At 61.1% G+C, this 19,727-nt stretch carries 20 protein-coding genes; 12 read left to right on the forward strand and 8 right to left on the reverse strand.

Annotated elements, in window-relative coordinates; all coding sequences use genetic code 11:
• The first annotated feature begins 24 nt into the window (after positions 1-24).
• The 8 genes from RBB18_RS17475 to RBB18_RS17510 are packed head-to-tail and all read left to right on the forward strand — an operon-like array spanning position 25 to position 7,182.
• Positions 25-1,137, forward strand: coding sequence for a lytic transglycosylase domain-containing protein (locus tag RBB18_RS17475; protein WP_306111768.1), 1,113 nt, complete (start codon positions 25-27; stop codon positions 1,135-1,137).
• Complete coding sequence (locus RBB18_RS17480; protein WP_306111769.1) at positions 1,134-1,901, forward strand: type IV secretion system protein; 768 nt, start codon at positions 1,134-1,136, stop codon at positions 1,899-1,901. Before RBB18_RS17475 ends, RBB18_RS17480 begins: the two co-directional genes overlap by 4 nt.
• 8 nt (positions 1,902-1,909) lie before the next feature.
• Positions 1,910-2,335 (forward strand): hypothetical protein, encoded by a 426-nt coding sequence (locus tag RBB18_RS17485; protein WP_306111770.1) that lies wholly within the window; start codon positions 1,910-1,912, stop codon positions 2,333-2,335.
• Entirely contained in the window at positions 2,336-3,349 is a 1,014-nt protein-coding gene (locus RBB18_RS17490; protein ID WP_306111771.1) for a type IV secretion system protein, read from the forward strand.
• Between the two features lie 17 nt (positions 3,350-3,366).
• Positions 3,367-4,047, forward strand: coding sequence for a virB8 family protein (locus tag RBB18_RS17495; protein ID WP_306111772.1), 681 nt, complete (start codon positions 3,367-3,369; stop codon positions 4,045-4,047).
• 5 nt (positions 4,048-4,052) lie between these two features.
• Positions 4,053-4,775 (forward strand): TrbG/VirB9 family P-type conjugative transfer protein, encoded by a 723-nt coding sequence (locus tag RBB18_RS17500; protein ID WP_306111773.1) that lies wholly within the window; start codon positions 4,053-4,055, stop codon positions 4,773-4,775.
• A gap of 2 nt (positions 4,776-4,777) precedes the next feature.
• Positions 4,778-6,202 (forward strand): TrbI/VirB10 family protein, encoded by a 1,425-nt coding sequence (locus tag RBB18_RS17505; RefSeq protein WP_306111774.1) that lies wholly within the window; start codon positions 4,778-4,780, stop codon positions 6,200-6,202.
• On the forward strand, positions 6,199-7,182 hold the full coding sequence (locus RBB18_RS17510; RefSeq protein ID WP_306111775.1) for an ATPase, T2SS/T4P/T4SS family: 984 nt from the start codon (positions 6,199-6,201) through the stop codon (positions 7,180-7,182). Before RBB18_RS17505 ends, RBB18_RS17510 begins: the two co-directional genes overlap by 4 nt.
• Before the next feature lie 77 nt (positions 7,183-7,259).
• Here the strand turns inward: RBB18_RS17510 and RBB18_RS17515 are convergent, their stop codons facing one another.
• Genes RBB18_RS17515 through RBB18_RS17525 form a run of 3 tightly spaced genes read right to left on the reverse strand, consistent with a single transcriptional unit; the run spans position 7,260 to position 9,581 of the window.
• Positions 7,260-8,669 (reverse strand): exonuclease domain-containing protein, encoded by a 1,410-nt coding sequence (locus tag RBB18_RS17515; protein ID WP_306111776.1) that lies wholly within the window; start codon positions 8,667-8,669, stop codon positions 7,260-7,262.
• A 13-nt stretch (positions 8,670-8,682) separates the two neighbouring features.
• Positions 8,683-9,204, reverse strand: a complete 522-nt coding sequence (locus RBB18_RS17520; protein WP_089423616.1) for an ImmA/IrrE family metallo-endopeptidase — start codon at positions 9,202-9,204, stop codon at positions 8,683-8,685.
• Positions 9,201-9,581, reverse strand: a complete 381-nt coding sequence (locus tag RBB18_RS17525) for a helix-turn-helix domain-containing protein (RefSeq protein ID WP_371931675.1) — start codon at positions 9,579-9,581, stop codon at positions 9,201-9,203. The genes RBB18_RS17520 and RBB18_RS17525 overlap by 4 nt, the downstream gene beginning before the upstream one ends.
• 445 nt (positions 9,582-10,026) lie before the next feature.
• Here RBB18_RS17525 and RBB18_RS17530 point away from each other — a divergent pair, with 445 nt between their 5' ends.
• From RBB18_RS17530 to RBB18_RS17545, 4 genes are read left to right on the forward strand one after another with little or no spacing between them, the layout of a single operon-like run.
• Positions 10,027-10,269 carry a hypothetical protein gene (locus RBB18_RS17530; RefSeq protein ID WP_306111777.1) on the forward strand — a complete coding sequence of 81 codons (243 nt, stop codon included), beginning with the start codon at positions 10,027-10,029 and terminating at the stop codon, positions 10,267-10,269.
• 60 nt (positions 10,270-10,329) lie between these two features.
• On the forward strand, positions 10,330-11,658 hold the full coding sequence (locus RBB18_RS17535; protein ID WP_306111778.1) for a nucleotidyltransferase: 1,329 nt from the start codon (positions 10,330-10,332) through the stop codon (positions 11,656-11,658).
• Positions 11,648-12,247, forward strand: a complete 600-nt coding sequence (locus RBB18_RS17540; RefSeq protein WP_306111779.1) for an SLATT domain-containing protein — start codon at positions 11,648-11,650, stop codon at positions 12,245-12,247. Before RBB18_RS17535 ends, RBB18_RS17540 begins: the two co-directional genes overlap by 11 nt.
• A gap of 3 nt (positions 12,248-12,250) precedes the next feature.
• Positions 12,251-13,672: a DUF2235 domain-containing protein gene (locus RBB18_RS17545; RefSeq protein ID WP_306111780.1), complete on the forward strand. Its 1,422-nt coding sequence runs from the start codon at positions 12,251-12,253 to the stop codon at positions 13,670-13,672.
• 18 nt (positions 13,673-13,690) lie between these two features.
• Here the strand turns inward: RBB18_RS17545 and RBB18_RS17550 are convergent, their stop codons facing one another.
• The 5 genes from RBB18_RS17550 to RBB18_RS17570 all read right to left on the reverse strand — a co-directional run.
• A complete protein-coding gene (locus RBB18_RS17550; protein ID WP_306111781.1) occupies positions 13,691-15,604 on the reverse strand; it encodes a type IV secretory system conjugative DNA transfer family protein in 1,914 nt (637 codons plus the stop codon).
• 16 nt (positions 15,605-15,620) lie between these two features.
• Positions 15,621-17,561: a relaxase/mobilization nuclease domain-containing protein gene (locus tag RBB18_RS17555; protein ID WP_306111782.1), complete on the reverse strand. Its 1,941-nt coding sequence runs from the start codon at positions 17,559-17,561 to the stop codon at positions 15,621-15,623.
• Positions 17,554-18,174, reverse strand: a complete 621-nt coding sequence (locus RBB18_RS17560) for a helix-turn-helix domain-containing protein (RefSeq protein ID WP_306111783.1) — start codon at positions 18,172-18,174, stop codon at positions 17,554-17,556. The genes RBB18_RS17555 and RBB18_RS17560 overlap by 8 nt, the downstream gene beginning before the upstream one ends.
• Positions 18,175-18,586: 412 nt before the next feature.
• A complete protein-coding gene (locus tag RBB18_RS17565) occupies positions 18,587-18,763 on the reverse strand; it encodes a hypothetical protein (RefSeq protein WP_306111784.1) in 177 nt (58 codons plus the stop codon).
• Between the two features lie 631 nt (positions 18,764-19,394).
• The coding region (locus RBB18_RS17570) for a DUF736 family protein (protein ID WP_306111785.1) at positions 19,395-19,727 on the reverse strand (333 nt) is incomplete at its 5' end.

Here is a 19,727-nt window from a genome sequence, read left to right on the forward strand (position 1 = left end):
CTTCGAGCCCCTGCCCCGTCCGGAATGAGCCGCGCGGCGATCATATCCGCCGGGCTCTGCCTTGGCCTTGGCGTCCTGCCCGCGCATGCCCAGGGCGTGCCGACGCAGGATAATTCCGCGATTGGCCGCGCGATCGCGCGGGTGACGGCACTGGCCGAGGATCTGGGCGTCCAGCAGGACAAGGATCGGACCGAGTCCACCTTGGCGGACGTGCAGGCCGACCAGCTGCGCGTGCTCGAGGAGATGACAGCGGCCATCACCGGCCCCGGCTTCGATATCCGTGCGCTCGAAGGGAACGCGGATTTCGGGGTGGCGGCGGTCTATCCCAACACCGATCCGAACCCGATGAACAGCCGTCTGTTCGGCGAAGGCCGCGAGACGGTCGAGATGATGATCGTCGAAGTCGCGGGCGAGTTCGCAGGCGCACCGGGTGTGGCCCGCGCGGGCCTCTCGGCCACCCAGTGGCGCTGCCTCTTCCAGGCCCTGATCAAGCAGGAGAGCCGTTTCAACGTCGCGGCACAAAGCCCGGTCGGGGCCTATGGCCTGACCCAGCTCATGCCCGGCACCGCCTCCGATCTCGGCGTCGACCGCTACGATGTGAAAGACAACTTGCGTGGCGGCGCGCGCTACATAACCACGCAGCTCAATCGCTTCGGCAACATCCCCCATGCGCTTGCGGCCTATAACGCGGGGCCGGGTCGAGTCATCGAGTATGGCGGCGTGCCGCCCTTTGCTGAGACCCAAGGCTACGTGCGCAACATCTCGAAGTTCTACAACGAATACCTGGCAGTCGTGGGCGGCGCCGACGCGCTCGGCACACTCTCTCCCTCGGACTTTGCGCTCGCCGAATATGCCAGCATCTCAGAGGCCGGCGTCTATTACGCCGCCGACAGTTCGGCCACCACCGAGCAGGTCATCAATCGCCTGCGCGCGATCATCATGCAGATCGACGCCCAACCCAATGCCAAGGCGGCATGGGAGCTCAACACCTACGCCAAGGCCGAGATCGGCCGCATCCTCAATCTCCGCGTCCGGCTGATGGCCGCCAACCAGCAGCGCGAGGCGGCCTATGCGCAGCACCTCGTCGCCGACCGGCTGGCCGAGCGCGACTTCATGCAAATGGGAGTTCCCGAATGAGACATCTTCTCCTGACCGTAGCTGCGGTCACCACACTCGGGCTCGCCTCACCCGCAACGGCCCAGGGCGTCCCAACCTTCGATGGATCGCAGCTTGGTCAGCTCGTGGCACAGCTCGAGCACATGGCGGAAGACCTGAACGTCCAGATGCAGCAGCTGGCCACCATGCGGCTGGAACTGGAAACCCAGCTGTCGCAGCTCACCAACCTCGAGGCGCAACTGACCTCACTCATTGAAGGCAGCGGCTTGGGTGAACTCTTCGCCACCGTCGAGGAATTCCGCGCGCTGCGCGGCAAGCTGGTCGCCCCTCTCAACACCGCGCAGTCGCTGGCCAGCGGCGATTTCCTGAGCGGGTTCAATCCGGGCGCGGAATTGTCAGCGTCCGTCGAACGGGTGCTGTCGGGCAGCGGCTTCAACTCGGAGCGCCTGAGCACTCTCTCGGGCTCCGATCAGCCTGCCGACAACCGCATCGCCACCTCGGCCGGGGCCAGTGCCATGCTGTCCGTCGCCGCGCAGGAAAGCCACGAAGAGGCGGGCCAAAGCCTTGAACGGCTCGAGACCATGGTCGGGCTGATCGACGATCAGGACGGGCTGAAAGCCGCCGTCGATCTCAACACCCGCGTCACCGCCGAGCTCGGCATCATCCTGACCCAGATCTGGCGGCTGGAAGCGGCGCAAGGCGTCAGTGCCGGCCAACTTGGCGTTGTCGATGCCGCGACCCTCGCGGACGAGCGCAAGTTCCGCTCGATGGCGGTGGATCCATGAGGCAATTCATGACCCACAGCTTGGCACCAATTCGGTCTCTTGGTCTCGCCGCGCTTGTCGTGGCCGCCCTGCCCTGTGCCGCGCTGGCCCAGGCACCGAGCACGGACCCGTCCGGCGACACAGCCTTCAGCTCGATGGCGATCGCGCGGGACGAGGCCGACGCATGCCGTGTCCCGAAACCGCCCGCCGATCTGGCCGAAACCACCTACCTGCGCAACGGCTACCGCGCGATCCTGCGCATCCTTGTTGCTGAAGAAGCCCTCGCCTCGGAACCCTGCACCTGCCCACTGGGCGACTTCACCTGGGATCAGGCGCTCACCGCCCTGCCCCGGTTCCAGACCTCGGACAATCCGCGTCTGCCGTTCAAGGTGCTCGATCTCTACGCACAGGCCGACGCACTCGAGGCGCAAGTTGCCGCAGGCTGTGCCGAGTAGATGGGCATTATTCGCGACATTCTGAGCCAGGTCGACGCCGCGGTGGATACCGTGGCACAGGACGGCTTTGTCTCCTCGGCGGGTGCCGTTGGCGACGTGATCTCCGCCGGGGCCGCGCTCCTGGTCGTGCTTCTCGGGATCAACGCGGTGATGCAACTCCGCCCCCTGCCCTTCGGCACCGGCTTTGCCTTCGGGATGAAGGTGGCACTGGTGGGGATATTCGCGCAGAGTTGGGACAATTTTAGCGTCATCTATGACATCGTCACGCGCGTGCCCGACTCCGTCGGTGCCTCGATCCTCGCGCTCACCGGCTCGGGCGACGAGGCCGGGGTCTATGAGAGCCTCGACAACATGGTCGCGCGCATCACCGCCTATGGCGACACGATCGGCGACCGCGCGGGCTGGGTCTTCGGCGCGGTCCTCGGTGCGATCTTCTTCGTCCTTTCTGCCGTCTTTGCCGCTGTCACCGCCGGGATCATCGCTTTCGCTCGCATCGTTTTCGCGCTGATGATCGTGATCGCCCCCTTCATGATCGTGACCTCGCTCTTCAAACCGACCCAGTCCCTCTTCGAGGCCTGGACCCGCGCCACCATCGGCTATGCGCTCATGCCCGTCGCAGCCGCCGGGGCCGCAGGCATCATCGTGGCGATCGCCGAAGCCATCGGGGACGCCTCCGCCGATCCCGGTGACGTGGAGACCGTCAGCCTCATCCTGCCCTTCCTCGTCATCCTGATCCTCAGCGCCGGGATCATGGCCTCGGTCCCCTACATCGCCTCCAACCTCACCGGCGTCGTCGGCATTGCCTCGAATGCCGTGGGCCTCACGGGCCTCGCGCGGCAGGGTTTTGTGAACACGCGGGAGTATGGCACGGGCGCGACCTCGCGCCTCGTCACCGGAAAATCCCCGCATGAGCTGAACCAGATGGCCAATGCGGGCGTGGTGAAGACCGGCGAGTTGATCCGGCAAAGCCCCGGCGCGCTTCTCTCTGCCGCCAAGGCCTTCCGCAAACTCTGATTTGAAAGACGACGACTTTGAAGAAGCTTGTGACCAGTTCCTCCGCGCCTGACCGCGACGCTTTCGAGGCGGATTTCATCTACGGGCCAAGGCGGCGCGAGCGCTTTGCGTGGTTCGTGGCAGCCGCAGGCGTATTGGTTGGCGTGGCGGGCATGGTCGCGGGCGCGAGCCTCTTTCCGCTCAAGACGACCGAGACCTTCGTCGTTGTGGTCGACAAGGAAACCGGCGAGATGGACCGGGTTGCGGCTGTCCAGGCGCTCACGCTTTCCGAGAGCGACGCCATCATCCAGGCCAATCTCGTAGCCTATGTGGATGATCGAGAGACCTATGACCTGTCCGACGGCGAGCAGCGCATCAACTCGGTCCTCGATCGCTCGGATGGCGATGCCGCCCGCACTCTGCGCGATCTCTGGTCCTCCACCAACGAAGACTACCCGATCACCGTCTATGGCCGCGACGCCAAAATCGAGGTGGTGATCAAGTCGGTGAACCAGATCGAGCGCGGCGTGGCCCAGGTCCGTTTCACCCGCACGCTGCGCCGGCCGCGCGACACGCGCACCGTGACCCGGTCTTACGTGGCCACCGTCGGCTACGACTTCCAACCCGAAACCCGCCAGCGCCTTCAGGACGTCTGGGCCAACCCCTTGGGCTTCGTGGTGACCTCCTACCGCGTCGACGCCGAGACCCTGGAGAACTGACCCAAATGAGATCTCTACCTGCGCTTCTCCTAGCGCTTGCCCTTCCTGTTGCAGCCCTCGCCGAGGCCACGCCGCAAGGCGGCCCGCTCGATATCCGCATCCGCACTGCCATCTACAATGAAAACCAGGTCTACAGGATCGAAACTGACTTGCGGCATTCGACCACGATTCATTTTGGGGCAGGCGAGCGCTTCGAGGCCGTGATCGTCGGCGACACCGAGAGCTTTCAGGTCGATCCGATACCCGAGCTCGGCAATGTGCTGACAATCAAACCGCATGTGGCGCAGGCCTCAACCAACATGACGGTGATCACCAACCGTCGCACCTATTCCTTCCATTTGCGCGAAGGTTCGATCCCGAACCGCACCGGCATGTTCTTCGAGGTGCGCTTCCGCTACCCCGACGAGGAGCGCCGTGCGGCAGGTGCCACCCAGCCCAAAGGCTTTGAGGCCCCGCGGAACTACAATTACCGCGTCTCGGGAGAAGGGGATTTCCGCCCCAGCCATATCTACGACGACGGGCGCTACACGTATTTCGTCTTCCCGGAGAACGGTCGCCAGCCCGCCCTCTTCAAAGCCGACGATCAGGGCCGTGAGCGCACGGTCAATTGGACCCAACAAGGCAACACCGTCCGCGTGCTCGGGGTGAACACCTACTGGACGCTGCGTATCGGCGATGAGGCGATCTGCGCCTGGCGCGACGACAGCGCGATTTACGTGAGCAACTGACCATGGCCGATCAAACCCCTCCCGACCTGCAGGACCGCCTCGATCAATTCAACCAGCGCGGCAAATCCAAACGCCGGGGAAACAGCCTCGGAGTCGGCGCGCTCGCCGCCGCCCTCGCCCTTGGTGGGGCCGGGGTGGCGTATTTCCTGGCCACCGGGCTACAGGAGGGTGACAGCGCGCTCGAGACCTCCGATGTCGAGACCTTCCAGGATCGCCGCCCCGGCACCGGCGGGCGGCTGGAGTTTCCACCTGATGAGACCGAGCAGCGGGTCAATGACGCGCTGATTGCGGTCGAGGCAGCGCTCGATGTCCCCGCCGCCCCTGCCCCTGAACCGAGCGCCGAGGTGCTGGCCGAGATCGCCAAGCTCCGCGAGGCCCTCGCCGCCAGCCAGGCCGCGCGCAACTCGGAAATCCAATCCGCCGTTTCTGACCTGCGCGAAGCCTTCGATGGACAGAAGTCAGCCCTAGAAGCGACGCTCGCCGAGAAGGAAACCGAGCTTGCCAACCTGCAGCGCCAGACCGAGTCCCGTATCGCCGGGTTGCAAGCCATGCTCGATGCCGAGAGGGCGCAACGCGAGGGCCTTGAGGCTGAGCTCGACCGCGAAGGGCTGATCGCCGATCAACGTCTGCTCGAAGAACGCCGCCGTCAGGAAGAGGAGCAGCGCCAGCGCGAGGCCGAGCGGGTCGCCGAGGAGCTTCTGACCGCGCAGATCAAGTCGCCAGCCGTGGTCTATGCCGACGGTCCGCGAGGTGGCCAAAGTGGCGCGGCGGTGGCCGATCCTGCTGCCGCAGGCACAAGTGGACCGGCCCTCTCAGGCAATGAGGCGTTCCTGCAGAGTGCGCGACCGCTCGAAGTGCAGGAAGCCGCCCGCCTCACCCATCCCGAACGCACGCTGACCCAAGGGTCCGTCATCCAGGCCGCGCTCCAGACCGCTATTAACAGCGATCTGCCCGGCTCCGTGGTCGCGGTCGTCTCCGAGCCGGTTCCGGCGTTTTCCGGGGACCGGATCCTGATCCCCCGGGGCTCCCGCCTTTTTGGCCAATACCGCTCCGAGATCGAAATGCACCAGAAGCGCATCCTGATCCTTTGGACCCGCGTCCTGACCCCGGACGGCACCTCGATGGAAATCGCCGCTGTGGGCGGGGACCAGCTTGGCCGCTCGGGCCTCACTGGTCTCGTCGACACCAAGTTTGCCGAGCGCTTCGGCGGGGCGGCGCTGATTTCCGTGATCGGGGCGGCCCCGGCCGTCGCTGCGGAGAGTGCCAACAACGAAACAACCAGCATCGTTCTGGGCGATGTCGGCAGCGACCTACAGGACGCTGTCGGTTCGGTCATTGCCGACCAGGTGTCGATCGCACCCACGATCTATGTCGATCAGGGCGCCTCCGTCACCGTGCTCGTGGACCGGGATGTGGTGATCTATTGAGCCAGTCAGAAAGCCCAGCCTCCTACCTCGAGCGTTATCTCGACCCGTTCCGCGATCTCCTGCGGCGTGACGACGTGGTCGAGATCGCGATCAACCCCGACGGCAAGGTCTGGCTCGAGGTCGCGGGGGATGCCACCATGCGCCACGAAGGTCAGACCGTGGATCGGACCACAGCCCTCAACATGGCCCAGACCATCGTCGGCGATGCCAAGGCCCGCGTCTCTGAAAAGAACCCCCTCGTCTCCGGGAAGGTGGAATATGCAGGCCGCCCCCTTCGGGTCCAGGTTGCCGTGCCGCCCGCCATCGATCGCGGGGCCTCGATCACCATCCGCCTCTTCGCCTCGGGCAGCGTCCGGGATTACGCCCCCGCCTATCTCTTCGGTAAGGCCGTCTCGCTCGACGCGCTCCGCGCCGAGAAGATGAAAAACATCGCCAGTCTCGCCGAAGAAAACCTCGAGGCCGCCCTACAGACCCTAGTCGAGGCGCGGCTCAACGTTCTGATCAGCGGCGGCACCTCGACCGGCAAGACAACCTTCGCCCGCCACCTTCTGACCCATGTGAGCGAGCACGAGCGGCTGATCACCATCGAAGACGCCTTCGAGCTCTTCCCCGGCCAGCCGAACACCGTCGCCCTTCTGGCCGACCGCGGTGCTGGCTCACAACGCGGCGCCAACGCCCTCTTACAGGCCTCGCTCCGTATGCGACCCGATCGGATCATCGTCGGCGAGCTGCGCGGTGCCGAAGCCCTGACCTATCTCGAGGCGATCAACACCGGTCATGGCGGGTCGGTCTCCACCATCCACGCGGAAACCGCGGAACTCGCCATCGACCGGCTGGCGATCATGGTGCTTCAGGCGGGAACGCCGCTGACCTTCGCCGAGGTTCGGGAATACATCCGCAAGTCCATCGATGTGATCGTGCAGCTCGGGCGGGTCGAGGGGAAGCGGGGGATTACAGAGTTCTATCTGCCGGGTAGGTGAGGCGTCGCGCCTATGGAGTAGAATGTCGCCATTCCCTGATACGATACAGCGGTTTCCCAACGAACCGTTACAACCTCCTATTGCGCCTCAAGAAACCTCATAATTTTTATCCGACGCTCAGAAAGAAAGGCCCCATAGCCTTCCAGCAGCCCGATATCGCTCACTTCACACTCGGAACTCGCTCGCCCCTCTTCGACTTTCTTTAGGGCCCGCTCAACCGACGGGGGCCGAGCGTCGGTAGACATAAGTCGATGCGCGAGATCGACATCCATCGCCTGCACCAACTCGGGTGCGAGTGCAGAACGGCATTCAAAGTGGCAAATGCGCAGCGCTAGTTCTTTGAGTCGGTCATCTTCGAAGGACTGTGCGATTGCGCGCCGTTCGTTCCAAGGAGCGCTGTGGAACCGATCACACAGCGTGGCGTCGTTCCGACTTGAAAACTTGGTGTACAACATCTCTTCAACATGAGCTGGCTCAGGATACTGCGCACGGTTTTCTGAGAAGACTCGCTCGATTCGAGTTTTGAGCCCCTCGTCTTCCACAATTCGCGCGGCCCGATCCTCTAGTTCTTCGCATGAGGTGCCCACGAAAAATTCCTCAGATGCTTCCCAAAGTGGCATCATTGTCGGACCTGCGTTTGATCGAACTCTCCGGATTGGGCGTGGTGGGCTCAATAACCAGATTGCCAACTGCTCATCTGACATTGATGCGAGCTCTTCGATTGGCTCGACCAAGCTCAAGCAAAGCATGCCATTTGGTTGGTCGGGTTCATTTGCAGCGAAAACTACAGGAGTGTGATATGCTCTGTTTCCATAAAACTCCGTAAGTACGAAGGGTTCGTCCGACGTAACAAAATCGGCAACAGAAGCTTTGTTGGAGAAACGCACAAACCTTCGCCAAAGATCCGGGCTCAGCTTCTTCACAAGGCGGCAGAGCTCAAGCGTTGTTTGCGTGTCGAACATTGCATCGTGTGCCTTGAGCACTGCAATGCCGTTGGCCGCTGCAATATCATGCAAGCGGAAGCTTGGATCACCTGAGTCCTTGAGCGGCACGCGTAGGGCGTTGTCACCAGACGCCGAGCAGGACAAAGCGAGTGACATAACGTCATTCCGACCGTTCCCATGAAAGCTCGTAAGGTAGGGAGGGTGCAATGTTCGATACAACGCATGGCGAAGAAACTCTTCGTCAAATCTTATGGAATTGTATCCTAAAAAAATGGCTGGAGACCAAGACACCAGCCGCTCATTCAAATCCCGCATCATTTGATAATGGGTGGAAAGATGCTGGTCTGTCAGTGCTTCAATTGACAAACCGTTGGCAAGCATCGCCTGAACGTCCGGAACAACATTCGGATCGATTCTTGATCTCAATTCGAACCGATCGGTTTCGTTGAGGTCATTGTCTGTTCTGACGGCTGCAAATTGAACGATCTGATCGAAACCAGCGTGCAAACCAGTAGTTTCAGTGTCAAAAAATATGAACGACAAGTGGCCACCAAAATCACATGAGGCTGGCCAGTCGGTATTTCATTGCAGACACGCTGACCCGAAATTTCTTGGCGAGCTTCTCGACCTTGGCCTCATCATCCAAATCCAAGCCCTCTTTGCCACAAGCATCCAGCAGTAGTTGGTGAGGCATTAGAAGTTCCGAAGCGAATGTATTCGCTTCGACCTCCAACGGGTCTGTGCCTTGCGAAGATACTTGATCGCGCCTCAATGCCCGCAATCCCTTGGAAAGGTGGACTTCGCCATGCAGTCTTTCCTCATGCAATACGTGATGTGCCAGCTCATGCGCCGCCGAAAACCTTTGTCGATTGGGATGGTGCAAAGCGTTTACCCCGATCATCGAAACACCGTCCTGGCTATAGGCCATACCCGATAAGTCCTCATCAAGAGGCGCGTAATCAAGCACTATGTTCCGGCTCTTGATAATGCGCTCTACGGGAACTGGCGCTCGTTGAATATTGTGCTCTTCAAGGATTCTGCGCGCCGCCGTGATTGCTCGTTCTTTGTCCGCACTCATCGTCCGGTACTCTGCTTCGCGCCCTGTTTCAAAGCGTTGCGGATGAGTTGCTCTACACCTGCCTTGCTGGCTTCAGACAGTTTCTCGCTAGTACGCATTTGCGGTTCTTCCTCCCTATCCTGACCAATACTCAGAGGAGGTAGCAGGTCAGATAACGAAGACACTTCGAGTGCGTTGGCTATCGAATAAAGGTGATGGAGGCCAACATTCTGCTGACCGCGCTCTATGTTCGCAATCGACGCACGCGAGAGCCCCGTTTTCTGAGCGAGCTCCAATTGGGTCATGTTGCCATGCTGCTTCCTTCGGGTCGCCACGGCACGACCGAACGCCCTGTGTATCAGTTCCCTTGACATGCGCTCCGTTACCATTTTTGTCATTGCTGTGTCAATATCTCAAACATCATGTTTGTATTTTCAACATATTGATATGCCCATGTGCTTGCATTGACAACACACGGTTAACCATCCATCCTAAGTATGACCAACAAGAATCGGGCACTGGAAACGAAAGGGGCAGCTCATGGCAAACCAGGGAAAAGGTGGCGGCGGATACCGCAGCGCGAAGTCGGGTCGCTACGTCACGACGGCATACGGGAAATCGCATCCACGGACGACTGTCCTAGAGGCGCCCGGAAAGAGTGGGTCCACGGGCGGGAGCTACCGAAGCGCTGTAAGTGGTCGTTTTGTGACGACGAAGTACGGGAAGGCCAACCCGAAAACTACTGTGCGCGAAAGATAGCAATCTCGCCTTGGAAACCTCCTCGCGGAGTAGATGGGCAGAAGCGCATACAGGAGAAGACATGGGAACTAGGGAATTGAGCAGATGCTAGAATTCAGACGCAACGGGCGCAAAATGTCGAGCCAACAGTTCTTTGACGGCATCGAGAAGGATATGCTTGCCAAGGCCGAAGGCGAGGTGGAGCGACGCCTGCGAACCCTTTGTGATCCCGAAACAGGTCAACCAGTTAAGGTCACCAAGCAGGTTCGAAATGGCAAGGCGACTTGGAATGTCGAAGGTTCGCCAAAAGCCATCGCAGAAGCAAAGAAAATCATGGGCGCAAGCTGAGGCCAAGCCCTGCGATCGGGCGGTCTTGGTGTGTGTTTCCAGAAGAGAAGTTGAGGTCAAATGAGCATTTCCGACGATTTCAAAGCGTTTCTGGAAAACATCCAGGTCGACAACGCCGAAACTATTTCGCTACGGTACGGCGAGGTTACAGCTGCCCTTAACAAGCAGTTCCGAGATACCGAATCCAAGACAGCAAACAGCCTCCAAGTTGGATCCTACGGACGGTGGACCGCCATCAAGGGTGTGTCTGACTTGGACATGATTTACATCATGCCCGCCGGAAAATGGGACGACTATAAGAACAGTGGTCAGACCAAGCTGCTCCAAGACACCAAAGAAGCTATCAAGCGTCGCTATCCGTCTACGACGGTACGTGTGGACCGTTTGGTTGTTCGCGTCCTTTACAAGGACTTCCACATAGAAGTGATGCCAGCGTTCAAGCAGGATGATGGTAGTTACAAATACCCAGATACCGCGAATGGCGGATCGTGGAAGATCACTAAGCCGCAGGCAGAAATTGATGAAATGCGCGAGGCCAACAAGCGCAAGAACCGCAATCTTCGTCGACTTTGTAAAATGGCGAGGGCGTGGAAAAACAAACACGGTATCGCCATGGGCGGGCTGTTGATCGATACCTTGGCGTACAATTTCCTAGAATCGACACACGAATACGACGATCGAAGCTATTACTATTATGACTGGATGTGCCGGGATTTTTTCAAGTTTCTGGCCGATCAGCCGAAGCAATCCGAATACGCCGCATTGGGTAGTCGGCAACGAGTGCGGGTCAAGAAGCGCTTCGAGACGAAGGCCAAGAAGGCCTATGACTTGTGCGTCAAGGCAATCGAGGCCAGCGGTCAAAAGAATGAGCGCCAAAAGTGGCGTGACGTGTTCGGCAATGCCTATCCAGCACCTGTGACGAAGAGCGCAGCGGGAGAGTCCGCAGCGTATTCCCATGTCTTTAGAGACACTGAACAGTTTGTTGAAGACAGGTTCCGTGTCGATATTCGCCATCATCTTCGCATCAACTGCGAAGTTACGCAGGATGGGTTCCGCCCTACGATGCTCCGTGAGCTACTAGAAGGGTACGGTATCCTCCGACCGCAGAAAGAACTTCGGTTTTTTCTTTCCGACACATCGGACCTGCCAGATGATATTGAGCTGTACTGGAAAGTCCTGAACCGAGGTGACGAAGCCGAGCGCCGCGATATGATCCGGGGTCAGATCGTACGCGACGACGGACGCGGCGAGCGTCGAGAAACGACAAATTTCCGCGGCGATCACCTCGTCGAGTGCTACGCCGTCAGCCGTGGCGTTGTCATAGCAAGGGACATGATCCGTGTACCGATCCGTGTGCGAGACGCCGAGGACGAAGACTATGCAGCCTGACTACGATATCGCATTTGAAGACCAAGTCAGGGAATGCTTCGGACGTGTGGTCTATACCCACAAGACCCATGAACGTATGGCCGATCGTTGCGCGGCTACTTTGCGCAGATACAAGATGGCCCAGATCGCGCTCTCAGCGCTTACCAGTGCCGGCGCAGTCGGGGTCATAGCAAGTGACCAGAAATGGGTAGAGATCGCGACCGTCGTGGTCTCTTTCCTGACGCTGTTCGTAGCCGCTTACCTAAAAAACTTCGACCCAGGCGTCATCGCCCAAAAGCACCGCGACGCAGCTGCAAAGCTCTGGAATGTCCGTGAGTGTTATCTTTCGCTTCTGACGGACCTCGTAAGGCTTGAGCACGAAGCGGCAATCGAGCGTCGTGACGAACTGCAGGCGGCTCTCGCAGCCCTTTATGCAAGCGCACCACAGACTGACGGTAAGGCATACCGGGAAGCGCAACATCGACTGAAAAAGCTAGAAGATATGACCTTTTCCGACGATGAAATCGACTGCTTTCTTCCTTTCTCCCTAAAACGGTCAGGCGGACGTCCCAAGCCAATCGAAATTCGTCCGAGCGAAGGCAAAAGCTAAATCATGGCGAAGAACATATGCATATTCTCGGACGGAACCGGCCAGATGGGTGGCGCCAGGCCGGACCAACGGCTATCGAATGTCTACAAAATGTATCGAGCCATGCGTCCCGGCCCAGATTCACCAATTAGCCCGAAGGACCAAGTGGCTTTTTACGACCCGGGCTTGGGAACAGGAGAACGCGGTGGGTTTTTCGGTCGGATCAAGCCGATCCTGGAAAGCGCCGTCGGAACTGGCATCGACCACAACATCATCGATTGCTACGAGCAGATCATCGCCCATTACGAGCCCGGCGACCGTGTGTTGCTGTTTGGGTTCTCGCGCGGGGCCTACACAGTAAGAGCACTGGCAAACGTTATGAACCTCTGCGGTGTCCCGACGCAGATGCCTGATGGTTCGCCGGTCCCGCGTCACGGTCCCGGATTGCGCAAGATCGCCAAGGACGCTGTAAAATTCGTGTATAATCACGGTGCTGGAAAACCGCGCGGACAAGATCCTTACTTCAAGAACCGTGAAGAGCTCGGCAAACGATTTCGCAAAAAGTATTCGAGCTTTCCCATTGAAGGCGAAGACAATCAGGGAAACGTTCAGCCAACATTCATCGGGGTCTTCGACACGGTGGCATCATTGCGAACGGCTGTTGTCCGCACCTTGGTCTGGGGCGTAACGTTCGGGGTCGGGTCGGCTTTTGCCGCCGGCGTTGCACTCGGGTGGTCTTGGCTTTTGGTTGTCCCACTCGGCGCACTTCTAGTCGCGCTTCTTTGGCAGCTGGGTTCCCTGTTGCTCGACAACTTCAAATATTTCTCCGACGATCCCGACCGCAAACTGAAGCTCTGGCGCCCAACGGATTGGCCGCAGATCCTCAAGACGAGTCACTTCGCGGCGTGGAACAAGCGGAACTACGACAAGTGGCTGGATCCCGATGTCCAACACGCCCGTCACGCCATGGCGATCGACGAGGACCGTGCGGACTTTCCAAGGGTTGGATGGGCATCGAAGGCGGCCGCGATTGAGACCAAAGATCGAGAGCCGAAGTGGCTGAAGCAGGTCTGGTTCCCGGGCTGCCATAGCGACATTGGCGGAAGCTATCCCGAGGCAGAGTCCCGCCTGAGCGATATCGCCCTCGATTGGATGGTCGACGAATTGAAAGAGTGTGTGCCTTCAATCCAGATCAACGAGAACGTTTTGAACCGCGCCCCTGACCCTCTGGGTTTGCAGCACCGCGAAGACGCGATGGTAGCCTTTGGACCACTCCGCATCCGCTGGAAGAAGGGAATTCGCGCAGTTGGCGACGACTTCCCACTCCATCCTTCAGTCGAAGAACGCATGCGAGCCAAGGCAGTCGCCCAGTGTGGCGAGGTCAAACCCTACCGACCCGCCCAGTTGAAAGAGCGACGCGACTTGAAATCCTACTACGACGAATAGGGGACTATTCGACGGCGCTCACCCACCCAACAGTTCCTCGATAAAATCCTCCCGCGCATCCAACACCGCCTCCCATTCCTTCGGCACCGCAGCTTCCCGCTCGAGCGTCTCGGGCTCTGGTTGCCCGCGCCCGGCCTCCATCGTCCTCAAGCTCATCGCGCGCGCTTCGCGGCGCTGTGAACGGTCCCGGACAGGCGCACGTTCGGATGTTTTCACCGGCTCATCAGCGCTGACCTCGTCGCCACCGTCGGCACCCCAAGGCCCCACACCCTGCACGCTCGGTGGATAGGGGAAGGGCTTGCCCTCCTGGCGGGCCAGCATCTCCTTGAAGAAGGGATCATCGTAATACTTGATCCGGCTTGCCTTGATCGGATGCTGGGGCGAGGCGAGGATGATGACCTCGTCGGGGTCCATCAGGCGCGCTTCGGTCTCGGAAAGCAGCGGCCGCTCTTCCAGCCGCGCTGATGTCGAAGTCGCGCCGAGAAAACCCTTGTTGCGGCCATACATGCGGGTCACGGCCTCGCGCGTGGTGCTGCCGACCGCGGCTGAGACCTCCTTCACGGTGCGCTGGTCGCGCGGTGTGATGTAGAGCTTGAGCCCTGCCCCGTTCTCTAGGCTCTCGCGGCCTTCGGGCCCATAAATGCGGTCGAGCGAAGCCAGAGACTGCGCGATCATTGCGACGCGGCCGCCATAGCTTGCCAAGGAATGGATCGCGCGTTCGAGATAGGGCATCGCCCCCATCTGCTGGAATTCATCGATCATCATCATGACCGGCCAGGGCTCGTCCGGGCCGGGCTCGTTCAGCCGGATCGACGCAATGAGGTCGGCAAACATCAGGCGCAGGAGCGGAGCGAGGGTTGCGATGTGATCCTCGGAGACGGCGATGTAGAGCGACTGCGGGGTCTTGCGGAAGGTCGAGAAATCGAAATCGCTCGCCTCGGTCGCCGAGCGCACCGCCGGGTTGTCCCATTGCTTGAGACCGGCGGTCATCAGGGCCTGGATGTTCGAGGTCAGCAGCCGCGACGAGGCGCTCGAGGCATTGGTCCAGAGCTCGCGCAGGATGTCTTCCTCGGCCTCGTCGGCATAGGTCTTGTACTGGGCGTTCTTGTATTCGCCCCCGGCAACGATCTTGTTTACCTCGCCAAGGTTCGGCGTGCCGCGCTGGATCGCCAGTAGACAGGCCGCGACAAAGATCGACTTGCCAGCCTCGGAGAAGGTGTCGAGGGTCTTGTTGTCCTTGTCGAGGAAGAGGTCGGCAAGGATTGAGACCTCGGTGAAGCGCTGCGCGAAGCTCGGTGCCTTGGCGATCCGCGCGAGTGGGTTGTAGCGATGCGTGGCGTTGGCCCAGTCAAAGGGGCTGAAGCGATAGACCTCGTCGCCGTTCAGTGCGCGAAGCCGCGCAGTCTTTTCGAAATTCTCGCCCTTCACGTCGAGCACCACGACCGAACCCGCGAAGCTCAGAAGATTCGGGATCACGAAACCCACCCCCTTACCCGCGCGGGTCGGGGCCACCATCATCACATGAGGGATGGTGGTCGAGGAGATGAACTCGGCCTTGGAGGTCGGCGCGCCGAGCTTGCCACAGACGAAACCTTTGCCCGGTGCCTGCAGCATGTCGTTCTTCTTCAGCTCCACCTTGGTCTGCCAGTGAGCCGAGCCGTAGTCGTCGCGCTCCTTCTTCCAGGTCCAGGCCAGCGCCAAGGCGCCGAGCCCAATTGCGCCAAAGCCGACGGCGCCGAAGCCAACCTTGAAGGCGTCGGGATGCGCCGCGCGGGTGGCGGCGCTGGCCTTCCAAAGCGCCAACATGTCGAAACTCTGAAACCCGGTTTTCAGGGCCAGGGTCAGGTAGAAGGCGGCGACGATGGTGCCGATGACGGCGCCGCAGATCACACCGAAGAGGAGCGCGGCCCAGAGGGGGAGTGTCTTGGTCATGGTTGTCATCTCCCCCTTAGAATTCCATCTCGTCGTCGAGACCACGATCCAGTCCTCTGTCACGGCCAAGGTCGCGCCCCATTTCCTGAGCCTCCTGCTGGCCGCGCAGCCGCGCCACTTCGGTCGCCTTGTCCTGCTGCAACCCGGCGGCGCAGTCGGTGAAGACCTGGTCGCCAGTCTCCTCGAAGGTCATCTCGAGGAACTCCTGCGTGACGGTGATCTGGTCGAGTTTGCTCGGCAGGGCCACGTCCAGCACCTCGAAGTTGCCACGGCGTAGTTCGGCCAAGCCCTCTTCGCCCAACTCCTTGAAGAGCTCGGCTTGCAGGGTCCGCTCGACCGTCTCTTCCTGTTCCTCGGTGAGCTTGCCGTCGCGCAGCATGTCGGCGAGGTCCTGCAGGTAGGGATTGGGTGTCCGGTCATCCTCGTCGATGAGGGGCAGCGTCGCCTCCTCCTCATCGGCAAGGGTCCGGCCGATCTCGACGCCCATCTCCTTGGCGCGTTCCATCAGCGCGTCCATCACGCCGTCGACCTTCTCGAGCGCGGCATCCAGTTGGTCGTCACTGGCGGACTCCACGCTGAGGCCATCCTTCGCCAGAACCGCGTTCATGTCCCGCTCGACCCAGTCCTGTGCCATGCCGTAGTTCCGCGTGCCACCCGCCGTGATCCGGGCCACCAGCTCCTCGCTGTCCATGCCTGCCTCTTCGGCACGCTCCAGTACGTCGCGCAGCCCCTCGTCATTGCCTGACTGAAGCGCGGCGATCAGCACTTCGCTGCCCGCCCCCGGCGGATAGGGTTCTTCGAGCTGCTTGCCGAAACGCGCGCGTAGCTCCGGGTCTGGCACCATCTGCGACAGGTCCGCGATGATCGGCGCGGCCTTGGCCTCGAACGCGGCCCGCTCGGCCGGGTCCAGTTCCTCGGCCTTGAGCCTCAACGCCTCGATCGTGCGTTCGGAATAGTCGATCGCGTCACCGACGGTCTTGATGTCCTTCATGTCTATCTCTCCTTCGGTGAAATTCCACGGCGTGCCCGAGCCAAGCCCGTCCGCCATGCCGCGCACGGCGCGGGCCATGTGGTGCCGGTCCATCCGGTCCAGCAGGTCGGCGAGGTTCTTGTAGTCCTTGGCGAAGCCCACCACCTGCGCCTGCGCAATGGCGGATTCCTGGACCGTCATGACAATCTCGCGCGGCAGGCGGGCCTCTTCCTTGGCGCGGTAGATTTCCTCGATCCCGGCGGGCTTCTCGAAGATGCCCCGCTCGAGCCGGGTCGTGGCATCAAGCATCACGCCGTAGCCTTCCGCGATTTCGGCCTGCTTCTCGCGCATCAGTTGCGGCGACATCACGCCCTCGGCCCAACAAGAAAACCAGGTGCCCTTCTCGACGCCGCGGTTGTTCAGGATGATATGGGCGTGCTTGTGCGCCCGGTCGTCGTGAACCGCGAGGACATAGTCCCACTGGTCACCGTATTCGCCGCTCTCGAAGAAATGCTCGGTCCAGTCCATGGCGATGTCGCGCACCTGATCGACCGTGACGTCGGTCGGGAAGGACAGGAGCATGTGCGATGTGAACCCGAGCTTGGTCGAGCCGCGCCAGGTTCCGGCCCAGTCCTCGATGATGTCCTCTTTCTGATCCTCAGAAAGCACCGCCGCATCGGTCAGCGCATTGGTCATCGTCGAATAGGTGTAGACCGCTTTGTCGTTGATGTAAGAGATTTGCGCCCCAAGCGAGGCACGCGTCTTGCAGCCCCCCGCCCGGATCCGCTTGAAGACCGCCGCCCGGCTCTGCCCCGACGCGGCCTTCAGCGCATTGCGCGCCGACAGGGATCCGACGCGCGCAAAGCTCCGCCCCTGCCGACGCCCCGCCAGCCGCGCGTCGATCCGCGCCGCGGCCTGACCGCGGATGCGCTCATCCTCCCAGAGCCGCCCCATGACCGAGGTATATAGGGCGAGCAGGTCAGCCATTCCTGACAAGCCTCAATCCGCGCTCGATCGTGCGCGGGCCATCCTCCAGAACCTCGCTCTCCGGTCCCTGCCCTTCTTCCTTTTGCGGCCACTCCTGATGACGCAGCGCCTGCGCCGCATCCTTCATCCGGCCCATCTCACGGCTCATGGACTGCGCAAGATCGAGCAGTTCGATCAACACCACGCGGTCGGCCTCCGAGACCTCCAGCCGACCGCGATGCACCGCCTTGGCGAGCGCCAGTCCGGCGTCGCTCACATCCTTCGCCTGACGCCAAGCGGCGCAGAATTCGGCGACCAGATCGCGCGGTACATCGAGGAAACCGCACCGCCCGCGCAGCACCGCATTGAGCGCCTGCGACCGGCTTGCATAGCCCCGTTCGCGCCACTCCGCATCGAAGGCGTCCAGCTCGGAGCGGCTTGCCCGGAAGGCCACTGTCTCACTCGGATCGCGCGCAGCGATGCCCTCGCCCGCCTCCTCTTTCGCGAGCCGGTTCACATGACGCGGAGAGATGCCAAATGCCGCCGCCAAGTCCTTCGCGCTTTCGCCGGCCGCAAAGCGCCGCGCGACCTCGATGCGCTCTTCAAGCTTCAGGTTTTTCGCTGGCCTCGGCACGGGTCAGACCCCTCGGACAAAATGTGCAAACATTGGCCATATCCTGCCAACGTCTTCCTTCTCTCCTTCGCTTATAATTCAATACATCACATTGCGCAATATTACGTTTTGCGTGTTGTGTCTTTTTGCTGGCATTGGACGCCGTCAAGACCCCGCTGCGCAGCGCAACATGGAACGGGTTCCTCCCTCATCGATGCAGGACAGCCAGGTCGAAAAAGCTCCCGAAATTTGCGCTCAAGGAGCACGCAACGACAAGCCGTCCGAGCGCCCGAACCGCTTACGGATCGGGCGCCGGAAACACGAGTACGGCCCGCGCGAGATAGCGCGGGTCACACCCACTGCGAGCGTCACGATGCTTCTGAGTGTCGATGTCAGACCCCTACGGATCCGAAGACCCGCAGGGGTATCTGGGTCAGTGACCCAGTTCCAGAGTGCGCAGATCGTCGTAGCGGCTGCGGGCGATCAGCGCCTCGGTCTCGAGGCTGTCGAGGGTTTCGGGATGGGCGTCTTCATCGAAGGCGGCGAGGTAAGCATCGAAGGCCATGTCGGCTTGCAATTCGGCGAGGTCGATGGATTGTTCGAGTGTCATGGTGTGATCCTTTCCGTTGATCGTCGTTGGACGGATCGTGGAAAAGACCGGGGGCATGAGAGCGGGCGACACCCGGCACGGGGCGGAATGAAATGGAGCACGCCGGGGGCAGGTTTGTTGTGAGCGATGCGCCGCAGCGCTCAAGGCGCAAGCCGTCCAGAAACCTGCCCCCGGCGTTGCCGACCGCTCGACCCCGGGCTAGCGATCTCTAAGGCCAACAGGTCGACGGAAAGGCGCGCGGCGGTGACCCTCACGTGAGACGTTGCCCTTGGATGCATGACGTTGGTTCGCGGCTTCCATCCCCGCGGTACAGGGTGAGTTCGGCGCCCCGGCAGCTTCGCCAACACGACCCAGGCGCGGGTTGCTCGACTGAGAGAAGTTCGCTTGCCTCGCTCAGCTGGCTGCCAGCTCTCCCTGCGGACATTCGGTTCCGACTCGGGTTCGCGCGATGCACGTTGTCACTGAACAGAAAGATCGAAGCCGCGTCAGCGGCCTATCCAGACTGACTGTCCCCTTGTGCGTCCGCGTCCGAAATATGCCGTGTTCTTCGGACATCAGCTTTTTGGCCCGCCCATCAGGCGCACCCAAGAACGAGAAATAGCCAGACCGCCGAAGCGGTCTGGCCTTTGGCTTAGGCGGCGTCCTTGGGCCCCCAGGGGATGATGGCCTGAAGGGACAGGTCGTCCTGGTTCGCGGCCTTGCCGAGGTTGGCGTTGAAGCCGTGATCGCGGATGGTCAGCGTGTAGTAGTCGGCGCCGGTCTCCTTGTTCTGCTTCTTCCAGATACCGCCGCATTCGACCAGCTTGCCGCGCGGGGAGCGGCCGAGGACGCGGTGCGTGGGGGCCATCGGGTTGGTGCTCGCGACAGGTTCGACCGTGATGTCGAGATCGAAGGTCAGGGTCGAGATGGAGCCGACGCCCTTGGCGGTTTCGATGTCGGCGCTGGTGAATTTGATGCAGTTCGT

Origin of the sequence: Roseovarius sp. MMSF_3298 (genome assembly GCF_030733705.1) — a bacterium.
Classification (GTDB): domain Bacteria; phylum Pseudomonadota; class Alphaproteobacteria; order Rhodobacterales; family Rhodobacteraceae; genus Roseovarius; species Roseovarius confluentis.

Excerpts from the sequence above, each read along its gene's own strand:
- RBB18_RS17475 (WP_306111768.1), top strand. The coding sequence starts at position 25 with ATGAGCCGCGCGGCGATCATATCCGCCGGGCTCTGCCTTGGCCTTGGC.
- RBB18_RS17480 (WP_306111769.1), top strand. The coding sequence starts at position 1,134 with ATGAGACATCTTCTCCTGACCGTAGCTGCGGTCACCACACTCGGGCTC.
- RBB18_RS17485 (WP_306111770.1), top strand. The coding sequence starts at position 1,910 with ATGACCCACAGCTTGGCACCAATTCGGTCTCTTGGTCTCGCCGCGCTT.
- RBB18_RS17490 (WP_306111771.1), top strand. The coding sequence starts at position 2,336 with ATGGGCATTATTCGCGACATTCTGAGCCAGGTCGACGCCGCGGTGGAT.
- RBB18_RS17500 (WP_306111773.1), top strand. The coding sequence starts at position 4,053 with ATGAGATCTCTACCTGCGCTTCTCCTAGCGCTTGCCCTTCCTGTTGCA.
- RBB18_RS17505 (WP_306111774.1), top strand. The coding sequence starts at position 4,778 with ATGGCCGATCAAACCCCTCCCGACCTGCAGGACCGCCTCGATCAATTC.
- RBB18_RS17520 (WP_089423616.1), bottom strand. The coding sequence starts at position 9,204 with ATGAGTGCGGACAAAGAACGAGCAATCACGGCGGCGCGCAGAATCCTT.
- RBB18_RS17525 (WP_371931675.1), bottom strand. The coding sequence starts at position 9,581 with ATGACAAAAATGGTAACGGAGCGCATGTCAAGGGAACTGATACACAGG.
- RBB18_RS17530 (WP_306111777.1), top strand. The coding sequence starts at position 10,027 with ATGCTAGAATTCAGACGCAACGGGCGCAAAATGTCGAGCCAACAGTTC.
- RBB18_RS17535 (WP_306111778.1), top strand. The coding sequence starts at position 10,330 with ATGAGCATTTCCGACGATTTCAAAGCGTTTCTGGAAAACATCCAGGTC.
- RBB18_RS17540 (WP_306111779.1), top strand. The coding sequence starts at position 11,648 with ATGCAGCCTGACTACGATATCGCATTTGAAGACCAAGTCAGGGAATGC.
- RBB18_RS17545 (WP_306111780.1), top strand. The coding sequence starts at position 12,251 with ATGGCGAAGAACATATGCATATTCTCGGACGGAACCGGCCAGATGGGT.
- RBB18_RS17550 (WP_306111781.1), bottom strand. The coding sequence starts at position 15,604 with ATGACCAAGACACTCCCCCTCTGGGCCGCGCTCCTCTTCGGTGTGATC.
- RBB18_RS17555 (WP_306111782.1), bottom strand. The coding sequence starts at position 17,561 with ATGGCTGACCTGCTCGCCCTATATACCTCGGTCATGGGGCGGCTCTGG.
- RBB18_RS17565 (WP_306111784.1), bottom strand. The coding sequence starts at position 18,763 with ATGACACTCGAACAATCCATCGACCTCGCCGAATTGCAAGCCGACATG.